Source organism: Phenylobacterium sp. J426 (assembly GCF_024699945.1).
In the GTDB taxonomy this organism is placed as follows: Bacteria; Pseudomonadota; Alphaproteobacteria; order Caulobacterales; family Caulobacteraceae; genus Phenylobacterium.
The window spans coordinates 2,533,273-2,550,334 of sequence record NZ_JAJOMY010000001.1 but is presented as its reverse complement, the minus strand read 5'-3'; the positions used below and the strand labels follow the sequence as shown (position 1 = coordinate 2,550,334).

At 71.0% G+C, this 17,062-nt stretch carries 16 protein-coding genes and 3 pseudogenes; 8 read left to right on the top strand and 11 right to left on the bottom strand.

Features of this window, described 5'->3' with window-relative positions:
• Positions 1 to 89: 89 nt before the first annotated feature.
• Both LRS10_RS13375 and LRS10_RS13370 read left to right on the top strand, forming a co-directional pair.
• A pseudogene (locus tag LRS10_RS13375) lies at positions 90 to 674 on the top strand (TonB-dependent receptor plug domain-containing protein); the annotation flags it as partial.
• Positions 675 to 1,179: 505 nt separating this feature from the next.
• Positions 1,180 to 2,820: a TonB-dependent receptor gene (locus LRS10_RS13370; RefSeq protein WP_257837701.1), complete on the top strand. Its 1,641-nt coding sequence runs from the start codon at positions 1,180 to 1,182 to the stop codon at positions 2,818 to 2,820.
• A 77-nt stretch (positions 2,821 to 2,897) separates the two neighbouring features.
• On the opposite strand, the gene LRS10_RS13365 is transcribed toward LRS10_RS13370, so the two are convergent.
• Together LRS10_RS13365 and LRS10_RS13360 are read right to left on the bottom strand one after the other, a co-directional pair.
• Positions 2,898 to 3,254 (bottom strand): hypothetical protein, encoded by a 357-nt coding sequence (locus LRS10_RS13365; protein WP_257837700.1) that lies wholly within the window; start codon positions 3,252 to 3,254, stop codon positions 2,898 to 2,900.
• Positions 3,251 to 3,619, bottom strand: coding sequence for a hypothetical protein (locus LRS10_RS13360; protein ID WP_257837699.1), 369 nt, complete (start codon positions 3,617 to 3,619; stop codon positions 3,251 to 3,253). Before LRS10_RS13360 ends, LRS10_RS13365 begins: the two co-directional genes overlap by 4 nt.
• Before the next feature lie 141 nt (positions 3,620 to 3,760).
• Between LRS10_RS13360 and LRS10_RS13355 the strand changes: the two genes are divergently transcribed.
• A complete protein-coding gene (locus LRS10_RS13355) occupies positions 3,761 to 3,916 on the top strand; it encodes a hypothetical protein (protein WP_257837698.1) in 156 nt (51 codons plus the stop codon).
• Positions 3,917 to 3,937: 21 nt separating this feature from the next.
• Here LRS10_RS13355 and LRS10_RS13350 read toward each other — a convergent pair whose 3' ends face one another.
• The 4 genes from LRS10_RS13350 to LRS10_RS13335 form a co-directional block, all read right to left on the bottom strand.
• Complete coding sequence (locus LRS10_RS13350) at positions 3,938 to 4,222, bottom strand: hypothetical protein (protein ID WP_257837697.1); 285 nt, start codon at positions 4,220 to 4,222, stop codon at positions 3,938 to 3,940.
• An 80-nt stretch (positions 4,223 to 4,302) separates the two neighbouring features.
• Positions 4,303 to 6,006 (bottom strand): PAS domain-containing protein, encoded by a 1,704-nt coding sequence (locus tag LRS10_RS13345; RefSeq protein ID WP_257837696.1) that lies wholly within the window; start codon positions 6,004 to 6,006, stop codon positions 4,303 to 4,305.
• A 120-nt stretch (positions 6,007 to 6,126) separates the two neighbouring features.
• The gene (locus LRS10_RS13340; protein WP_257837695.1) at positions 6,127 to 8,628 is read right to left on the bottom strand and encodes an ATP-binding protein; all 2,502 of its coding nucleotides are present in this window, start codon (positions 8,626 to 8,628) and stop codon (positions 6,127 to 6,129) included.
• Positions 8,629 to 8,703: 75 nt separating this feature from the next.
• Positions 8,704 to 8,979 carry a hypothetical protein gene (locus tag LRS10_RS13335; protein ID WP_257837694.1) on the bottom strand — a complete coding sequence of 92 codons (276 nt, stop codon included), beginning with the start codon at positions 8,977 to 8,979 and terminating at the stop codon, positions 8,704 to 8,706.
• Between the two features lie 251 nt (positions 8,980 to 9,230).
• Here LRS10_RS13335 and LRS10_RS25165 point away from each other — a divergent pair.
• Together LRS10_RS25165 and LRS10_RS13325 are read left to right on the top strand one after the other, a co-directional pair.
• Positions 9,231 to 10,361: pseudogene (locus LRS10_RS25165) on the top strand (PAS domain-containing protein); the annotation flags it as partial.
• A gap of 190 nt (positions 10,362 to 10,551) precedes the next feature.
• Entirely contained in the window at positions 10,552 to 11,406 is an 855-nt protein-coding gene (locus LRS10_RS13325; RefSeq protein WP_257837692.1) for a sensor histidine kinase, read from the top strand.
• 8 nt (positions 11,407 to 11,414) lie between these two features.
• Here LRS10_RS13325 and LRS10_RS13320 read toward each other — a convergent pair whose 3' ends face one another.
• A complete protein-coding gene (locus tag LRS10_RS13320) occupies positions 11,415 to 11,768 on the bottom strand; it encodes a DUF1428 domain-containing protein (RefSeq protein ID WP_257837691.1) in 354 nt (117 codons plus the stop codon).
• Positions 11,769 to 12,024: 256 nt separating this feature from the next.
• Here LRS10_RS13320 and LRS10_RS13315 point away from each other — a divergent pair, with 256 nt between their 5' ends.
• Positions 12,025 to 12,408, top strand: a complete 384-nt coding sequence (locus tag LRS10_RS13315; protein ID WP_257837690.1) for a response regulator — start codon at positions 12,025 to 12,027, stop codon at positions 12,406 to 12,408.
• A 19-nt stretch (positions 12,409 to 12,427) separates the two neighbouring features.
• Here the strand turns inward: LRS10_RS13315 and LRS10_RS13310 are convergent, their stop codons facing one another.
• The 3 genes and pseudogenes from LRS10_RS13310 to LRS10_RS13300 all read right to left on the bottom strand — a co-directional run.
• The gene (locus LRS10_RS13310; protein ID WP_257839247.1) at positions 12,428 to 13,072 is read right to left on the bottom strand and encodes a hypothetical protein; all 645 of its coding nucleotides are present in this window, start codon (positions 13,070 to 13,072) and stop codon (positions 12,428 to 12,430) included.
• A complete protein-coding gene (locus LRS10_RS13305; RefSeq protein ID WP_257839164.1) occupies positions 13,069 to 13,482 on the bottom strand; it encodes a HupE/UreJ family protein in 414 nt (137 codons plus the stop codon). The genes LRS10_RS13310 and LRS10_RS13305 overlap by 4 nt, the downstream gene beginning before the upstream one ends.
• A 73-nt stretch (positions 13,483 to 13,555) precedes the next feature.
• Positions 13,556 to 13,609: pseudogene (locus LRS10_RS13300) on the bottom strand (hypothetical protein); the annotation flags it as partial.
• 266 nt (positions 13,610 to 13,875) lie between these two features.
• Between LRS10_RS13300 and LRS10_RS13295 the strand changes: the two are divergent.
• Positions 13,876 to 14,859: an energy transducer TonB gene (locus LRS10_RS13295; RefSeq protein ID WP_257837689.1), complete on the top strand. Its 984-nt coding sequence runs from the start codon at positions 13,876 to 13,878 to the stop codon at positions 14,857 to 14,859.
• Between the two features lie 51 nt (positions 14,860 to 14,910).
• Here LRS10_RS13295 and LRS10_RS13290 read toward each other — a convergent pair whose 3' ends face one another.
• A complete protein-coding gene (locus LRS10_RS13290) occupies positions 14,911 to 16,152 on the bottom strand; it encodes a sodium:proton antiporter (protein WP_257837688.1) in 1,242 nt (413 codons plus the stop codon).
• Between the two features lie 375 nt (positions 16,153 to 16,527).
• Here LRS10_RS13290 and LRS10_RS13285 point away from each other — a divergent pair, with 375 nt between their 5' ends.
• A complete protein-coding gene (locus LRS10_RS13285; RefSeq protein ID WP_257837687.1) occupies positions 16,528 to 16,956 on the top strand; it encodes a GreA/GreB family elongation factor in 429 nt (142 codons plus the stop codon).
• Positions 16,957 to 17,062: the final 106 nt, after the last annotated feature.

Below are 17,062 nucleotides of genomic sequence, written 5' to 3'. Positions count from 1 at the left end.
CGGGGCGATGAGCCGAACGGTCAGGAGGGGTTCACGGTTGCGGCGGGATCGCGGCGCGGCTGCGCCGTACCGCCTCTTCAACTTCTGGGATGCGTCGATGGCCTGAGGAGCACGCTCCGCCGTCTTTCCGCCCAGGTTGCGGCGAAGCCCCATTGACGTGGCGTGCGCCATGCTCGATTTTCGAATCTAAGCGCTGCAAAGGCGCAGTCGATAACCGGCTTGGGGGAACGTCCATGAATTCCAGAAAGACTCTACTGCTGTCGTGCGTCTTCGCGTCCACGACGGCCCTTGCGGGGCAGGCCTTCGCCCAGGCCGAACCGGGCAACCAGATCCAGGAACTGGTGGTCACCGCCGAAAAGCGGGAACAGTCCCTGCAGGACGTGCCGGTGGCCGTCTCGGCCTACACCGACGAGCGTCGCGAACTGGTCGGCATCAACTCGGTGCAGGACCTGACGAACTTCACGCCGGGCCTGGCCTACTCGACCAACAACGACCGCATCAACATGCGGGGCATCGGCCGCTTCACCAACAACCGCTCCTCCGAGGGCGGCGTGGCGATGTATGCGGACGGCGTCTACACCTCGTCGGTGACGCAGTTCGCCAAGTCGACGCTGTTCATCGACCGCACGGAAGTGCTGCGGGGCCCGCAGGGCACCCTCTACGGCCGCAATTCCATTGGCGGCGCGATGAACATCATCTCCAAGCGCCCGACGGACGAGTTCTTCGCCGAGGTGCGCGGCAGCATCGGCAACTACGACACCTGGGCCACGGAAGCGGCCATCTCCGGCCCGCTGGTGGGCAACATCCAGGGCCGCCTCGCCGGCTCCTACAGCTCCCAGGGCGACGCCTACTTCAAGAACCTCAACCCGAACGGCCGTGACGAAGGCGGCGTCGGCGACCAGTGGCAGGTCGAGGGCCAGCTGCAGGGCGAACTCGCCGACGGCCAGTTCGAGTGGTGGTTGAAGGGCGAGACGGTCGAGTGGCACAACCTGGGCCGCGGGCCCGGCGGCCGCACGACGGCGCAGTATGGCCTGCGCGACATCACGACCATCGGTTCGCGCGCCGCGCTGACCCCCCAACGCCGCCAACTTCGGGCTGCCGGACACCAACCTGCCCGGCAACCTCTGCCAGCGGTGCTTCAACACCGACGACGGCAACTACATCAACCTCGAGAGCAACATGTACGCGCTGCATGCGACGTTGCATCTCGACAACTTCGACGTGAAGTACGTCGGCGGCTACACCTACTACGACTACCGGCTGCAGACCGACCTCGACGGCACGTCGCGGCAGGCGCCGTTCCTGCTCCCGTACGCGGCACAAGGGGCCCCGGTCCCGGCGCCGGCCGGCGGCTACCTCTATTATCCCCGGCAGCACAACCAGTACCAGGAAGAGGTCTGGTGGTTCTCGAACGAGCTGAACTTCGCCTCCACCTGGGACGGTCCGCTCCAGATGATCCTCGGCCTCTACCAGTTCCGCGAGGGGTCGAACTACACGCTCTCGGATGCGCGCTTCCCGGATGATCCCCGGTTCGAGCGGCCGACCAACCAGTCGGGCGCATCCATGGTCGGCAACCCGGAACGGCGCTACGCTTACGGCAGCTCGTCCAACGTCAGCGAGTCCTACGCGGTCTTCGGCCAGGCCGACTACCAGTTGACCGACGAGCTGAAGGTCACCGCCGGCCTGCGCTACACCTACGACAGGAAGCGGTCGTACGAGAGCGCCCGGCTGTTCTGCCTCTATACGGCGAGCTGCCCGATCACCCGACTGACCGGTCGTCCGGTGGATATCACCGATGCCGCGGCGCCTGGCACCAGCTCGGATCCGTCCGTCTACCTGCCCGCCCACACCGATCCCACGACTGGCCTGCGTCATCGCGGCCTGAAGAACAACTGGAGCGGCGTCACCGGCACCCTCGGCATCGATTGGCAGCCGGACACCGACACCCTGGCCTATGCGAAGTACACCCGGGGCTACAAGGCGGGCGGTTTCAACTCGGGGACGACGACCCTCACCCCGAACGTGACCACCGAGGAAGAGACGATCGACGCCTATGAGGTCGGCTACAAGCGGACCTTCGGCGGCACCTTCCAGGCCAACGCGTCGGCCTACTACTACGACTATCAGGACATCCAGATCCCGATCACCGGCCGCGATCCGGTCACCGACCTGAACGTGACCCGCTTCTTCAACATGCCGAAGGCGCGGATCATCGGCTTCGAGCTGGAGACCATCTGGCAGCCGATCGACAACCTGCAGATCCTGGCCAACTACTCCTACCTCGACGCCGAGCTGCGGGAGGCCTGCTGCTTCCAGGATCCGGAAGATCCTCGAGGCCAGGCTCCCGGCGCGGTGCTCTCCGGGAACACGGCGGCGGCGCTCGCGCCGACCACCGCCACCGGCGCGCCGAACACCACGCCGCTCAATCAGGACCTGAAGGGCCAGAAGCTGCCGTCGTCGACGCCGCACCGCTTCACGGTGAACGTCAACTACACCTGGGAGCTCGACGCGGGGAACCTGTCGGCGTCGGTGACCCACGTGTGGAAGGACGACACCTACTATTCGATCTTCAACCGCTACTACAACGAGGGTAAGGCCTGGAACCAGACCGACGCCCGCCTGCTCTGGAACGACATCGATGGCCGCTACACGGTCATCGGCTTCGTGAAGAACATCTTCAAGCAGGACGGCATCGCGGGGGCCGACGGCAGCCGTCCGACGACCGGCCCGAACTCGAACCCGAACAACCTCTTCGTCAACCGCACCATCTCGTACGTGCCGCCGCGCACCTACGGCGTGGAGCTGCAGTACCGCTTCTAGGTCCTGGACGCGGTCCGAACCTTCAGCGCCCCGGCCTCACGGCCGGGGCGTTTTCCTTTGCGGCGATGTCGTGGTGGCTAGCGGCAGCCGGCGATCACCCGCTCCAGCTCCTCGAGGCGCTTCTGGCGCATCAGACGGCCAGCGGCCATCAGCTGGTAGCGGTCGGCGGCGCCGGGCGCATTGCGCAGGGCGGCGTCGCTGTCGGGATAGCGCGGCGGGCCCGGCAGCGTCCTCGGAACGCAGCTGCGCGCGGGAGCCGGCGGGGGCCGCAGAACTGGGGGCGGCGGCGCGGCGGCCGGTAGGGGCGCGGGCTCGGCGACGACGGGCGGCGGTTCCGGCGGCGGCTTGCGGCCGCCGCGCAACGTCTCGCAGCCGGCGAGCGCGGTCGCCGCCAGGCCCAGCAGCAGGATGGCCGTCCCTCGGGTGTGCGTCATTGCAGCGTCGACAGAACCGCCTGGTCGGCGCTCTCCATGCGGGCGCACACGTCGATCCCCTCCGGTCGCTCGGTCAGCAGGCGGCGCGCCGCCGCACGCGTATCGGCCGGCGCCTCGTAGGCCGCCTCGGTCAGCCGCTTGTCGGGATCGGCGGCGGCATGGCAGGCGGCCAGCTGCGCCTTCCACAGGGACTGCGACCGGTCGGCCTGCTGCGTCAGCTCGGAGATCCGGCGCTCCAGGGCGCTTCGTTCGGCCGTCCACGAGCTCCAGGATATCGCCAGCAGGACGCCCATCACCAGCGCCGCGGTCGCGGCGGCCAGGGTCGCGATGCGATGGGTCAGCGCCCGTCTGAGCGTTTCAGTCATGCCTGCCGCCCTGTACGTCGCGAAGCACACGAAGCTCCGCGCTGGCATTGGAAAGCCGCCTGCATGGCGATTTCAAGACCGCAGACGTACGCCACCCGAAGCTTGACCGGAACGGTCTTTCCGGTGGACCATTTCCTACGCATGGGTAAGTGGATCGCCATCCTTCTCGCCGCCATCGTCGGCCTCGCCGTCGTCGGCTTCCTGGTCGATGCGGCTCGGGCCATCGCCGGCTTCCTGCTCGTCGTCTGCCTGATCGTGCTCGCCGTCCAGGTCTTCCTCAAGCGCAAGCGCGCCTGACCACGGGCCCGACGCTTCCGCTCAGCCCGCGCCGATCGGCTTCTTGGCGGGCGCGGGCGCGTTTCGCGGCTGCAGCGCCTCGCCCTCTTCCAGGGCGTCCATCACCATGATCAGCCGGTCGGGCGTCGGCTGGGCCGCGACGCCCTGATACAGGCCGCGGAGGTCGCCCTGCAGCGCCGCCATGCGGCGCTGGCGTTCGCCCGAGCGCATCTTCGACCACATCACCAGGCCCAGCCCGGCGGCCAGGGGCCAACCGACGGCCGCGATGACGGCGGCGACTTGGAGGGACGGGGTGAGGCTGATCATGTCGAATTTGCGGCCTTGTGACGCAGATCACACCCAACGCCACTCCGGCCAGCTTGACAACAGCAAATGATGCTCGGGCCTCAGTTCACCTTGTCTTGAGCCGCCGCCGTGGCCGGAAGCTCCAGCTCGCAGACCAGGCCCTGCGGTCGCCACTCCAGCCGTGAGCGCCCGCCCAGCGCGCCGCCCAGCGCGCGCTCGAGGATCGCCGTGCCCAGGCCCCGCCTGCGCGGCGGCGAAACCCTGGGGCCGCCCGTCTCGGTCCAGGTCAGCAGCAGGGGCGCGCGACCGCCGCCGGCCCAGGCCACCTCCACCCGTCCCTCGGGCCGGCTCAGGGCGCCATACTTGGCGGCGTTGGTGGCCAGTTCGTGCAGCGCCATGGCCAGCGACTGCGCCGCCGCCGGCGGCAGCGCCAGGTCCTCGCCACGGATCGTCACGCGCGTGGCGGCGCCCAGGCTGAAAGCCAGCAGCTCCTCCTCGACCAGCCGTCGCAGGTCCGCGCCCTCCCAGCGGGTCTCCGACAGAAGCTGATGGGCCCGGGCCAGAGCCGCGACGCGACCGACGATCACGTCCTTCAGCGCCTCGGGCGTGTCGGCCTGCGACAGCGACACCGTCCCCTGCACGACCGTCATCAGGTTGTTGGCGCGATGGTCGACCTCGCGGGCCAGCAGCTTCAGCCGCTCCTCGTCGGCCTTGCGGTCGGTGATGTCCATCACCACGCCGAGCGCGCTCACCGGCCGCCCCTGCGCATCCAGAGTCAGTTCGGACCGGTTCAGCAGCCACAGCACCGCCCCGTCCTGGCGGCGGTGGCGGTACTCGACCTCGAAGAAGCGTTCGCCGCGCGCCAGCGCCGCCTCCATGACGCCGCGCACGCGGTCCTGCTCGCCGGGCAGATAGCCGTCCAGGATCTCCTCCACGCTCGGCCGCGCGTCCGGCGCGAACCCCAGCAGGCGGTTCAGCTCGGGCGTCGGGATCAGCCCCGCGCCGACCTCCATCCGCCACACCGCCATCCGCCCCGCCTCCAGCGCCAGCCGCAGCCGCTGCTCCGAAGCTCGCACGGCGTCTTCGGCGAGCTTGCGGTCGGTGATGTCCTGGATCGTGCCGACGTAGCGCACGGCCGTCTGGCGGCCGTCAACGGTCTCGAACACCGGCTCGCCGATGGCCCAGACCCAGCGGGTGCGCCCGTCGTTTCGGCGCACGATGCGGTACTCATACGGGCTGAGGTCGCGGATCGCGGGATCCAGCGCCCGCCGCACCTGCGCCCAGGTGTGGTCCCGGTCCGCCCGGTGAGTGGCTGAGACGATCTGCGCCCGCGTCACGGGTTCGTCCGCGGGCAAGCCCAGGATGAGCTTCGCCTCCTCGGAACAGATCATGGCGTTGGTCCGCAGGTCCCAGTCCCAGACGCCGAGACCGGCGGCCCGCGTCGCGAGGTCCAGCCGCGCCTCGCTCTCGAGCAACGCCCTGCGCTCCCGCGCCAGCGTCCCCGCCACCGTCCGATAGGCCTCGGCCAGCGCCACCACGGTTCCGCCGGCCACCACATAGAGCGCCAGGCTGACCACCGTCTCCGGCGCGCCGGCCACCAGCATGCCCTCGGTCTGGCGCACCAGCCACCACGTCAGCAGCCCACCCAGCACCAGGGTGATCGCGCCGGACGCCCACCCCGCGAGCAGGGCCGCGCCGAGCATGGCCGGGAACAGCAGCGCGAAGGGGACCACGCCCGGCACGAGGATTTCGATAAGCGCCCGCGTGACCAGTGCGAGCGCGGTGGCCACCAGTGCGACGCTCACCTGCACGAGCCGGCGGGGGCCCCCTCCCCTGCGCGCGCGAGCAGGTCGGTATGACTCAGTATTCGGAGCACGGCGAGGTCCCGCGGAGGCGAGCACTGTTCGCGTCTGCCGTGCGGGCGGTCAAGCCGCGCTGGCGTCGCCGCGCGTGGGCTCCACGGTGTCGGCCGCGACGCGCGGCGCCGACCAGGTCAGGATCGCCCGGACCAGCTCCAGCGGCTCGATCGGCTTGCGCACCAGGTCCTGGAAGACGCCCATGGCCTCGCGCCGGTCGGGGGCCACATCGGCCGAGAACGCCAGAATCGGCGTGTCCCGGTTGGGGCCGCCGCCCTCGCGGATCGCCCCGGCGGCCGCCCATCCGTCCACCTCCGGCATCCGCAGGTCCATCAGCACCAGGTCGAAGGCCGACAGCTTGGCGATCTCCACCGCCTGCGCGCCGCTGCCCGCCTCGGTCAGGTCCACGCCCAGCGGCGTCAGGATCGAGCGCAGGATCTCCAGGTTCTGGGGATTGTCGTCCGCCGCCAGCACCCGCACCCCGGTCAGGGCCAGGGGCTGCGGCGGCTCCTCCGGCGCGGCGTCCGACGCCTGGGCGGCCGGCGCCGGGATCTCGAACCAGAACAGCGAGCCCTCGCCGGCCTGGCTCTCGACGCCGATCGTCCCGCCCATGGCCTCGACGAGGCCCTTGGAGATGGCCAGGCCCAAACCCGTCCCGCCGTGCGCGCGCGCCGTGGAGCCGTCCACTTGGCTGAACCGCTGGAACAGCTTGGCCCGCGCCGTCTCGTCCAGGCCCGGGCCCGTGTCGGCGACGCCGCAGCGCAGGCGGCGTTCCTCGGCGTCCCACGCCACCGTCACCCGCACCGACCCGGCCTGGGTGAACTTCACCGCATTGCCCGCCAGGTTCATCAGCACCTGCCGCAGCCGGTCGGGGTCGACCATCGCCAGGCCGCGGGCGCCGGTCGACAGCTCCACGCGCAGCCCCTTGGCCTCGGCCTGCGGCCCGAACAGCTCCAGCACGTCGGCGGCGCACTCGGCCGGGTCGGTGGGCCGCGGCTTGATCTCCAGCAGGCCGGCCTCGAGCTTCGAGAAGTCCAGGACGTCGTTGACGATCGCCAGCAGGGTGCGGCTCGCGCTGGTCACCTTGCGCGCATAGCGGCCGGCCGGCGGGTCCAGCTCCATCTCATCCAGGATCGAGGCGAAGCCCATGATCGCGGTCAGCGGCGTCCGGATCTCGTGGCTCATGTTGGCCAGGAACTCCGACTTCACCCGGGCCGCCCGCTCGGCCTCGTCGAGCGCCTGCGCCAGGCGGAGCTCCAGCTCCACGCGTTCGGTGATGTCGCGCGAGACGTCGACGAATTCGAGCGGCTTGCCGTTCTCGTCGCGGACCAGCGAGGGGTTGCCCTCGACCCACAGCCAGCTGCCGTCCTTGCGGCGCACCCGGTAGCGGATCGGCGTTCCCGGAGCGCGCCGGCGGCTCAGCATGTCCAGGTGCGCCTGGGCGAACTCGCCGCGGTCTTCGGGGTGCACCTGCTCGAACACATTGGCGCCGACGATCTCTTCGGGCCTGTATCCCGTCATCGCTTCGACGCTCGGCGACAGATAGGTGATGCCGCCCGAGACATCGGCGCGGGTCATGATGTCGCTCACCCGCTCTGCCAGCTGGCGGTACTGGGCCTTGGCCTCCAGGGCCTCGGCCGCCTGGGCCTCGGCCTCGGCGCGGGCGAACTCCAGCTCCTCCCGCATGCGCCGGCGGTTGCGCAGCACGGCGGCGAGCTGGAACGCCATGCCGGAATTCACCAGCAGGAAAAGCTGCAGCACCAGCAGCCGCGCGGTCCAACCGGCCTGCGGCTGCGCCAGCGGGCCCAGGTCGCGGAAGGTGAAGCTCACCGCCACGGCGCTGACGACCAGGGTCGCCACCGCCGCGCCGAACAGCTCCAGAGCCAGGCAGGCCAGCAGGATCGCCGGCGGGGCCAGGAAGATCAGCGGCCAGTCCTGGCTGAACACCACCACAGACGTCGCCGCCACGCCCAGCAGCGCCAGCATGCCCGCGGGCTTCACGGGTCGCTCGGCCAGGTAGCGTCGCCGGTCGATCAGCACCTGGATGCAGGGCGTCAGGATCACCAGGCCCAAGCCGTCGGCGACCGCCCACATGGCCAGGTTCAGCAGGAAGTCGGAGTTGTCCGTCAGGCCCAGGAACGCCGAGGCCAGGAACGCCGCGGTCAGCGCCGCGAGCGAGGCGGCCGCCAGGCTGACGACCAGGTGCCGCGGCTGGCTGGGGTCCACCCGGCCGCCCATCATCCTCAGCATCAGCGCCGCGCAGAACGCCGCTTCGAAGCCGTTGCACAGCGAAAGCCCCAGGCTGATCAGCGGCTTGTGCGAGGCCAGCAGATCGGCGGTCATGTTGCCGGCGAAGGCCGCCAGCAGCCAGATCCACCATTGCCGCGGCGGCGCCCGTAGCAGACAGGCCAGCACCGGGGCGTTGGCCAGCCAGATCGGCGAGACCCGGTGCGCGTCGCGCGGCGCCGTCAGGCCGAAATAGGCGAGCACCGCCACACTCGCCGCCAGCAGCAGCAGGCCGCCGAGCGCGGGGAGCGGCGTACGGGATCCGGACGGGATAGCGGCGGCCATGCGACCATTTGGCCGACACGAAGGCTGGGAATCCGTTAATGGCGCCCGTGGGCCGAGCCCCGTATTCGCACCGGGTCAGGCGCCGCGGCCAGACGCTTCGGTGTTGTCTTGGCGAGCGGTCGCATCGCTGTGGGCGGCGCCGTGGTCCACCGCCCGAGCCGGCCAGCCCTGGCCGACGGCCTCGGCCATCGCCAGCTCAGGGGCCGTCAGGATCATCTGCTGCGGAGCGGCGGCCCGGCCGCGCTCCGCCGGGTCGGGCCTCAGCGCCGCGCCCGCGCCGGTGCCCAGCGCCGCCGCGAACACCGCGCCCGCCGTCAGCAGGCGGGCCGTTCCGCTCAGCCGTCCCAGCAAATGAGAGCTCGCAGACATGCGCGGCCAAACCCGCAGCTCCGGGCCCGGGTTCCGCCCCGGCGCAACCAACCGGCGACGGAAAAAGCCGTGATGGTGGGGAACAACCTGGGTCCACCCCCAGTTGTAGGGCCGCGACGGGAACTCGAGGGACGTCGACCAGCTTCCCCTCGTCGCCGGCCCCCCACGAAGCTCCGAGCGTGGGGGGCCTTTTCGTACTCGCTCTCAGGTTGTGCAAATGCGCACGGCCGCACATGTCGGGAGACGGGCGGCCAGGCGGGATTGCGCTTGTTTGGGGAAGTGGGCCGGCTCCGCTCGGGTCCAGGGGAATGCGAGGGGAGTGTGCGGAGCCGGCCTTCCGACCGTCACGTGGGGGGCTTCGTGCGGTCGGATCGGAAAACGCCGTTCCCCGCAGGGCGTTCCCGCCGCCGCGCCTTTTTCATTTCATGGCCGACAACCGGAAGGACGGCGGCCATTCGTCCCAGGGGCAGAGCCCGTCTCTTGAGGCATTCTGGCCTTCGGGAGAGAGACCGGTCGCGCGCGCGGCTGCAGGTTCGCGAGAGGGCATGAACGACAGTCCGGCGCCTTCGTCGCTCGGAACGGCCGATCCGCACGGCCTCGGGGGACACGTGGTCGAGATCCTCGACGGCCTCGCCGAAGGCTTCGTCGCCTTCGACTTCGACTGGCGCGTCACCTACTGCAACCGGGCCGCCGAAGCGCACTTCCAGCGCCGCCGCGAGGACGTCATCGGACGCATCATCTGGCGCGACGTGGCCGAGGGCGTGACCCCCGGCGGCGAGCTTCGCACCTTCCTCTCCGGCGTCATGGCCAGCCGGCGGCCGAGCGAGGCCGAGGTGCCGTCCGAGCTCTACCCCGGCCGCTGGATCTCCTTCCGCGCCTTCCCGCTCAAGACCGGCCTCGCCGTCAATTTCCGGGATGTCACCGAACGCCGGGACCGGGCCGCGCGGCTCGCGGAGCTGGAGCGCCGCCGCGCCTTCCTGCTCGAACTGACCGACGCGATCCGGCCGCTGTCCGAGCCTGACGAGCTGCTCACCGCCGCCGCCCGCCTGCTGGCGGAACGGCTGGGCGCGGCCCGGGTCGGCTACGCCGAGATCGCCGACAATCGCCGGTCCATCATCATCCGCGGCGAGTGGTCGACCCTCGACGGGCCGAAGCTCGCGGGCGTCAGCTTCCCCGCCGACGCCTTCGGGCCCGTGGTGGCCGACGCTCTCGACGCCGGCGCGCCCCTGGCCATCGCCGACACCGCCACCGATCCCCGGACGGCGCCCTACGCCCGGGCCTTCGAGACCGTGCTCGCCCGGGCCCTGTTGAACGTGCCGCTGTTCCGCGCCGGACGCCTGGAGGCGTTCATCTTCGCCAGCTGCCGCACGCCGCGCATCTGGTCGCGCGAGGATGTCGCCCTCGCCGAGGAGGTCGCCGGCCGCACGTTCTCGGCGCTCGCCCGCGCGCGCACCGAGATGGCCCTGCGCGAGAGCGAGGCCCGCTTCCGCGCCATGGCCGACAGCGCCCCCCTCGCCGGTCTGGGTCACCAGCGCCGCCGGACCGGTCGAGTTCGTGAACCGGGCCTTCTGCGACCACGTCGGCAAGCCGTTCGAGGAGCTGCTGGCCGACTCCTGGGTCGGGCTGATGCACCCCGACGACGTGGCGGGGGTCGTCCAGGCGCGCGCCGACGCCCGTGTCGATGCCCGTCCCTATGGCTTCGAAGCCCGCTTCCGCCACGCGTCGGGCGACTGGCGCTGGATGCGGGCGTCCTGCCAGCCGCGGTTCGACGCCCAGGGCGTCTTCCAGGGCTATGTCGGGATGTCGATGGACATCACCGAGGCCCGCCGGGCCGAGGAGCGCCAGGCCCTGCTCATCAACGAGCTGAACCACCGGGTGAAGAACACCCTGGCCACCGTGCAGTCCCTCGCCCGCCAGACCCTGCGCGACGGCCTTGTCACCCGGGAGGCCCGCGAGCGGTTCACCGAGCGGCTGCTGGCGCTTTCGACCGCCCACAACGTGCTCACCCGCCGCAACTGGGAGAGCGCCGAACTGGCCGAGATCGCCGAGGAGGCCGTCAGGCCCTGGACGCCGCGCATCGCGCTGGCCGGCCCGGCCGTGCAGGTGGCGCCCAACGTGGCCCTGGCCGTCTCCATGGCCCTGCACGAACTGGCCACGAACGCCGTGAAGTACGGCGCCCTCTCCGCGCCCGCCGGGCGGGTCGACGTCGGCTGGCGCCTCGGCGACGAGGCCGGCATCGCGCTCACCTGGACCGAGACCGGCGGCCCGCCGGTCGTCGCGCCGGCGGGCGTCCGCGGCTTCGGCTCGCGGCTTCTCACCCAGGGCCTGGCCGGCGAGCTGGGCGCGCCCGCCGAGCTCGACTACCGCCCCGAGGGCCTCGTCTGCCGGCTGCACGCGCCCGCGGCTTGAGGCGGCCGCTAGACCTGCAGGAACGGCACGAAGCCGCCGAAGATCATCCGCTTCCCGTCGAACGGCGCATCTTCCATGCTGCCCTTCATCCGCTCGTCGGCCATCACCTTGGCGTTGATCTCGTCGCGGGACGCCTTGTCGCGATAGGTGATCCACGAGAAGACCACCACCTCGTCGTCCTTGGCCTGCACGGCGCGTGGGAAGGACGTCAGCTCGCCGCAGGGCACGTCGTCGCCGAAGCACTCCACGTACGATGTCGCGCCGTGGCTCATCCAGACCTCGGCCCCCAGCTGAGCCATCTTCTTGTAGTCCTCGACCTTCGCCTTCGGCACGGCCAGCACGAAACCGTCGACATACGCCATCAGAGCTCCTCCTGTTCGATGGGTCCGAGCCTAGGACGAAGCCAGGCGCCCGGCCCCGACAACGGCCCCCCGACGAATTACATCGTTATCGAATGATAATTTGGCGCAATGTCGACTTGTCGCCACACTCGGGGTTGCATACAGCACGTCGCGCGTTCACCCGGTTTCGGCGATTCGCCGGCTTCACGGAGCAACGCTGCTGGGTTCCCCGCGTTCTTCGCCCTCGGTGGGCGAACGCCATGCATCGGGTCTGCATATGAACGACGTTCTTCTCGTCGAGGACGAGCCGGAAGTCGCCGAGCTCGTTCAGGAGGCTCTCGAGGACGCTGGCCTCAGCGTCGTCGTCGCCCATGACGACAAGACAGCCTATGAACGCCTGGAACGCGACGCTCGCCGGTTCACCACCCTCATAGCCGATATCAACCTGGGCGCCGGCACCACCGGCTTCGACGTGGCCCGCCGCGCCCGGGCGCTCAACCCGGACCTCAACGTCGTCTACATCACCGGCCACGCGGCCCATCTCGAGCGCTTCGGCGTCGACGATGCGCTGATGTTCCCCAAGCCGTTCGATCCGAGCGAGCTTGCCGACCAGGTGACCATGATCATGGGTCGCCCCCGCCCTCGGCGCGGCGACGCCTGACCGGACGGCCGAGCGGGCCCTACCGCCCGGGCGCCGCCTGGGCGGCCGGAACATTGGCCACCACGCCCGCCTCGTTCCCCGCCGCGCCCGGCGGGACCAGCTCGTAGAAGCCGCTTAGCCTAAGCCGGATCACCACGGGCCCGTCGCCGCCGTTAACGAACTGCCAGCCGTGGATGCCCTCGAAGGGCGCCGTCAGCGCGCCCTGCTGCGAGAGCCCCGCGCCCTGCCGATAGGTGACCACGCTCATGCCCTCGCCGGGCTTCGGCGTCGTATGGCCGTGCTGGTCGAAGCGCACGTCGCGGGCGTCGGTCGCGCCAAGGGCCTGCCAGGCGTAGGTCAGTGTCGCCCCCTCCGCCATCCGCACCTTGTACTCCAGCTGCGAACGGTCGGCGCCGTCCAGGAAGCCGCCCAGCGGGATCTCCACCACGTCGGTGCGGTACGGCGTCCGGTATTCCCGCGCGGCCGGGCCCGCGCCCTCGGCCGCCACCGTCCGGTCGTCGGGCGCCCACAGCCGCGACAGCCCGGTCAGCCGACCGACCCCCAACGGGTCGAGGTTGTACTCCGCCGGCAGCACCGCTCCCACCACTACCAGCGCCGCGACCGCCAGGGTCCCGACGGTGGCGGCGATCAGCCGGTTCTTCGGCAGGCTCTGCGGCGCGTTCATGCGGGACCTCCGAAGGCGTAGGCGGCGAGTTGCTGGCCGCACAGGATGAAGCCTGCGAGCATCAGGAGCACATTGGCCGAGGCGGCGAGCGGCGCGAAGGTTCGGGTCCGTCGCCAGGCGGTCATGGCCACCAGGATCAGCGCCAGCGCCAGGAACTGCCCCAGCTCCACGCCCACGTTGAACGCCACGAGGTTGGCAAGCAGCCCCTCGCCCTTCAGGTCCAGCGCCTGCAGCTTGGTGGCCAGGCCGAAGCCATGGATCAGACCGAAGAACAGGACCGCGCCGCGCGGGTCGGGCTGCACCCCGAACAGCGTCCGGAAGCCGCCCAGATTGTCGAAGGCCTTGTAGGCCACCGACAGGCCGATCACCGCGTCCACCAGCCGGGGATCGACATGCAGGTCGAAGAACACTCCGGCCAGCAGGGGTGAGCGAATGGCCCAGCGAGAACAGGCTGACGTACAGCGCGATCTGCGGCAGCCGGTGGAGGAAGAAAATGACTCCCACCAGGAACAGCAGGTGGTCGTAGCCGGTCACCATGTGCTTGGCGCCCAGGTACAGGAAGGGGATGGGATCGGGGCCCGTCGTGCCGGCGACGAACGCTGCGTCGGTCCCGCCGATCTCGTGCGCCCACGCGCCGCCGGCGGCCAGCAGCGCCGCGGCTGCGCCCCACCCGCAATAGGTCCCCAGGCCCCGCATCGCCCTTCCCTAGCACCGGTCGCGGCCGGGCGCATTTCGCCGCCGTGATCCGCCTGCGGCGGCGCGTCCGCTAGAACCGCGGGGCCGCCCCGGTCATTTAGAGCCGCATGTCCCTCGCCGCCGCCCTCCTGCTCGCCGCCGCCCAAGGCGCTCCTGAGTCCGTTTGGCTGAAGACGCCGACCGCCGAAGAGTTCGAGGCCGCCTACCCCAAGCCGCTCCGCAAGTTCGCCTATGCCGGCCGCGCCGAACTCGAATGCGCCGTGGGGCCGGAGGGCCGCCTCTCCGGCTGCCAGGTGGTCGCCGAGGAGCCCGCCGGGAAGGGCTTCGGCGACGCGGCGATGAAGCTCTCACGCGCCTTCCAGGCGCGGCCGCCGGCCAGCGGCCAGGGCGTTGTCCGCGTCCCCATCACCTTCCGCCTCGCCCACGACACCCAGCCCCCGCCGCTGCAGGTGGCCTCGGCCCGATACGCAGGCCTCACCGCCCAGTTGGACTGCCGGTACGACAACTTCGTGCTGGACAACTGCTTCGTGCTCGACGTCAGCCGCGAGACCGCGGGGCTTCGCGACACGGCCCTCGCCGCGGCCGCCAAGGCTCAGTTCCGGCAGACCCGCTACCTCACCGGCCGCATGCTGCTCACCCTGCAGTTCGTCGAACCCAATGGCCGGCCGGAAGGCCTGATCGCGCCGCCTGCCACGGGTGAGACGCCCCGGCGGGGCCGCGCCTCATCGCCGCCGGTGAAGGCCGCCCGCGACGCGGCGGAGCCGCGCCTGAAGGGCCTGACCGTCACCGCGGGCCCCAAGTCCGCCGAGCCGCCGCCCGCCTACGACCCGGCCGCGCCCGCCGCCAGCTACTATCCCCTGCGGGCGTCCTACGACGACGTCGGCGGCGACGTCCTGTTGCGCTGCCGCCTCACCCAGGCCGGGGCGGAGGGCTGCGAGGTGATCGACGAGAGCCCCAAGGGCCATGGCTTCGGCAAGCACGCCATCTATATCGCCGAGAAGAACGTGAAGGTCCGGGCCAACTCCGCGCCGGTCGCCGAGGGCGCCACGGTGCTCCAACCTGTCAGCTTCCGGATCCCGGCGAACCGCTGAGCGGCCGGGCCGGCCGCCCGCGCGTATGTCGGCGCCGCCATCTGCCTCCGCTCACGCGGTCTGCTTCTCGCCGGTCACCCGCTCCAGCGCCGGGGCGGCGGTGAAGCCGTGGAGCACTGTCGAGAGCAGGATCGTGAACGCCGTCACCGCCCACAGCCGCGCCTCGTTGGTGAGCTCGGCGTGGCTGCCGGCGTAGCTCAGGTAGTAGATCGAGCCCACGCCGCGGACGCCGTAGAACGACACCACCAGCCGCTCGCCCCGACGCAGGCGCGAACCGATCAACGACAGCAGCCCCGCCGCCGGCCGGATCACCAGGATCAGCGCCAGGCCGATGGCCGCGCCCGCGAGGTCCAGCGACGGCAGCAACGCCGGCATCGCCGCGCCCAGCGCGATCAGCAGCACCGCGGTCAGCGCATGTTCGATGTTCTCGGAGAAATCATGCAGCCGGACGTGGAAGGCGTGGTCGGACTCCGCCCGCCGCAGGGTCACGCCCGACACGAAGGCGGCGATGAAGCCATAGCCCTCGGCCAGCTCCGTGACGCCATAGGCGACGAAAACTCCGGCCAGGGCGAACACCCCCGCCTGGGTGTTGCACAGGGCGTTCGCCCTCGGCAGCGCGAAGAGGATCTTGCCCAGCAGCCAGCCGATCGCCACCCCGCAGGCCGCGCCCACCAGCACCCGGTAGGCCAGGTCCCGCCACGCCCACTCGGCCAGCAGCTCCGGCGAGACGACCGTCGCCGCGGCGATCGCCAGGCCCAGGTGCACGAACGGGAACGCCAGGCCGTCGTTCAGCCCGGCCTCGGTGGTCAGGGTGAAGCGGATCGGATGTTCGCCGCCTTCGGTTGGCCGGCCCACCTGGACGTCGCCGGCCAGCACCGGGTCGGTGGGGGCCAGCACCGCCCCCAGCAGCAGGGCCCCCGCCAGGGTCATGCCGGCCAGCTCCCAGCCCATCGCGGCCACGCCCAGGATGGTCAGCGGCATGGCGATCGCCAGCAGCCGAACCGTCGGCCCCCATAGCGTCAGGTTCATCAGTCGGTCGATCCGCAGCCCGACGCCGAACAGGCCGACGATCACGCAGAGCTCGCTGACCACCTCCCACGGCCTGGGCGCGGTGATGGGGCTCATCGCCTGCGGCATGTCCGGGATCCAGCCGAAGGTCAGCCAGCCGAGCCCGATCAGCAGCCCCGAGGCGGCCGGTTCACGTCCCGAAAAGAACCGCGGCAGCCAGTAGGCGAGGATGATCGCCATGCCGAGCGCCGCCAGCAGGACATGGTAGGCTGAGAATTCGAACAAATGCGAAGCTCCGATCCGGAGCGGCTACGCGCAGGCGTGCGGAAGGTTCAGTCGGGCGAGAGCGGCCGTGCGCGGATTTGACTTTGCCGCCACGAACACTCATCTAGACCTTGCTATGTGCAAATCGGTCGCCAATCAGCGTCGAACGCATCACGCCGGTCGCCTGGTCGCAGGCCACTGAGCCCCGGTCCCTCCTGCGCTGTATAGCGTGGACCGGGGTTAGCCCCTGATTTCGCCCTGATCTTTCGACGCAGCGCCCTTCGGCCGTAGCGTGTGGTCGAAATCTTTTCCGCAACCCAGAACACCTTCCGTCCTTTGGCGGAAGACTATGGCTGCGCGCGTCGCTTCGCGACGCCGCGGCGAAGGAGTCTTTTCGTGACCACCGCCATCCACCCGCCCCGGCCGCCCCCGGTGCGGCTGACCGAAACCGACTACAATCAGCTCGCCGACCTCGCCGAAGCGCTGCAGACCGAGGGCGGCGCCCTCCTGCGCCGCGAGCTCGACCGCGCCCGCCTGGTGCGCGAGCCGCGTCCCGGCGCGGTCCCCTTCGTGCGCCTGGGCTCGCACGTGGAATACCGCGACCTGCTTAGCGGCCGCACGCGCCAGGTCGAGATCGTCCTGCCCGCCGAAGCCGATGTCGACGCTGGCCGCCTCTCCGTCGCCGCCCCCGCCGGCGCCGCCCTCATCGGGCTCAGCGCGGGCGACGCCTTCAGCTGGACCGCCGCGGGCGGCCGGCCGCACGCCGTCGTCGTCGAATGGGTCCGCGACCCGGTTCCGGGCGCGCCCGCGCCAGAGGCGGCTTGACGGCCGGCGGCCGGTGCGGCGCGAACGACGGCCGCCCCTTCGCGTCGCCGACGGCCTGCGCGCGGAACGGCGCCTCCCCTTGTGGGTTGGCTCTTCCAGGGCCGGC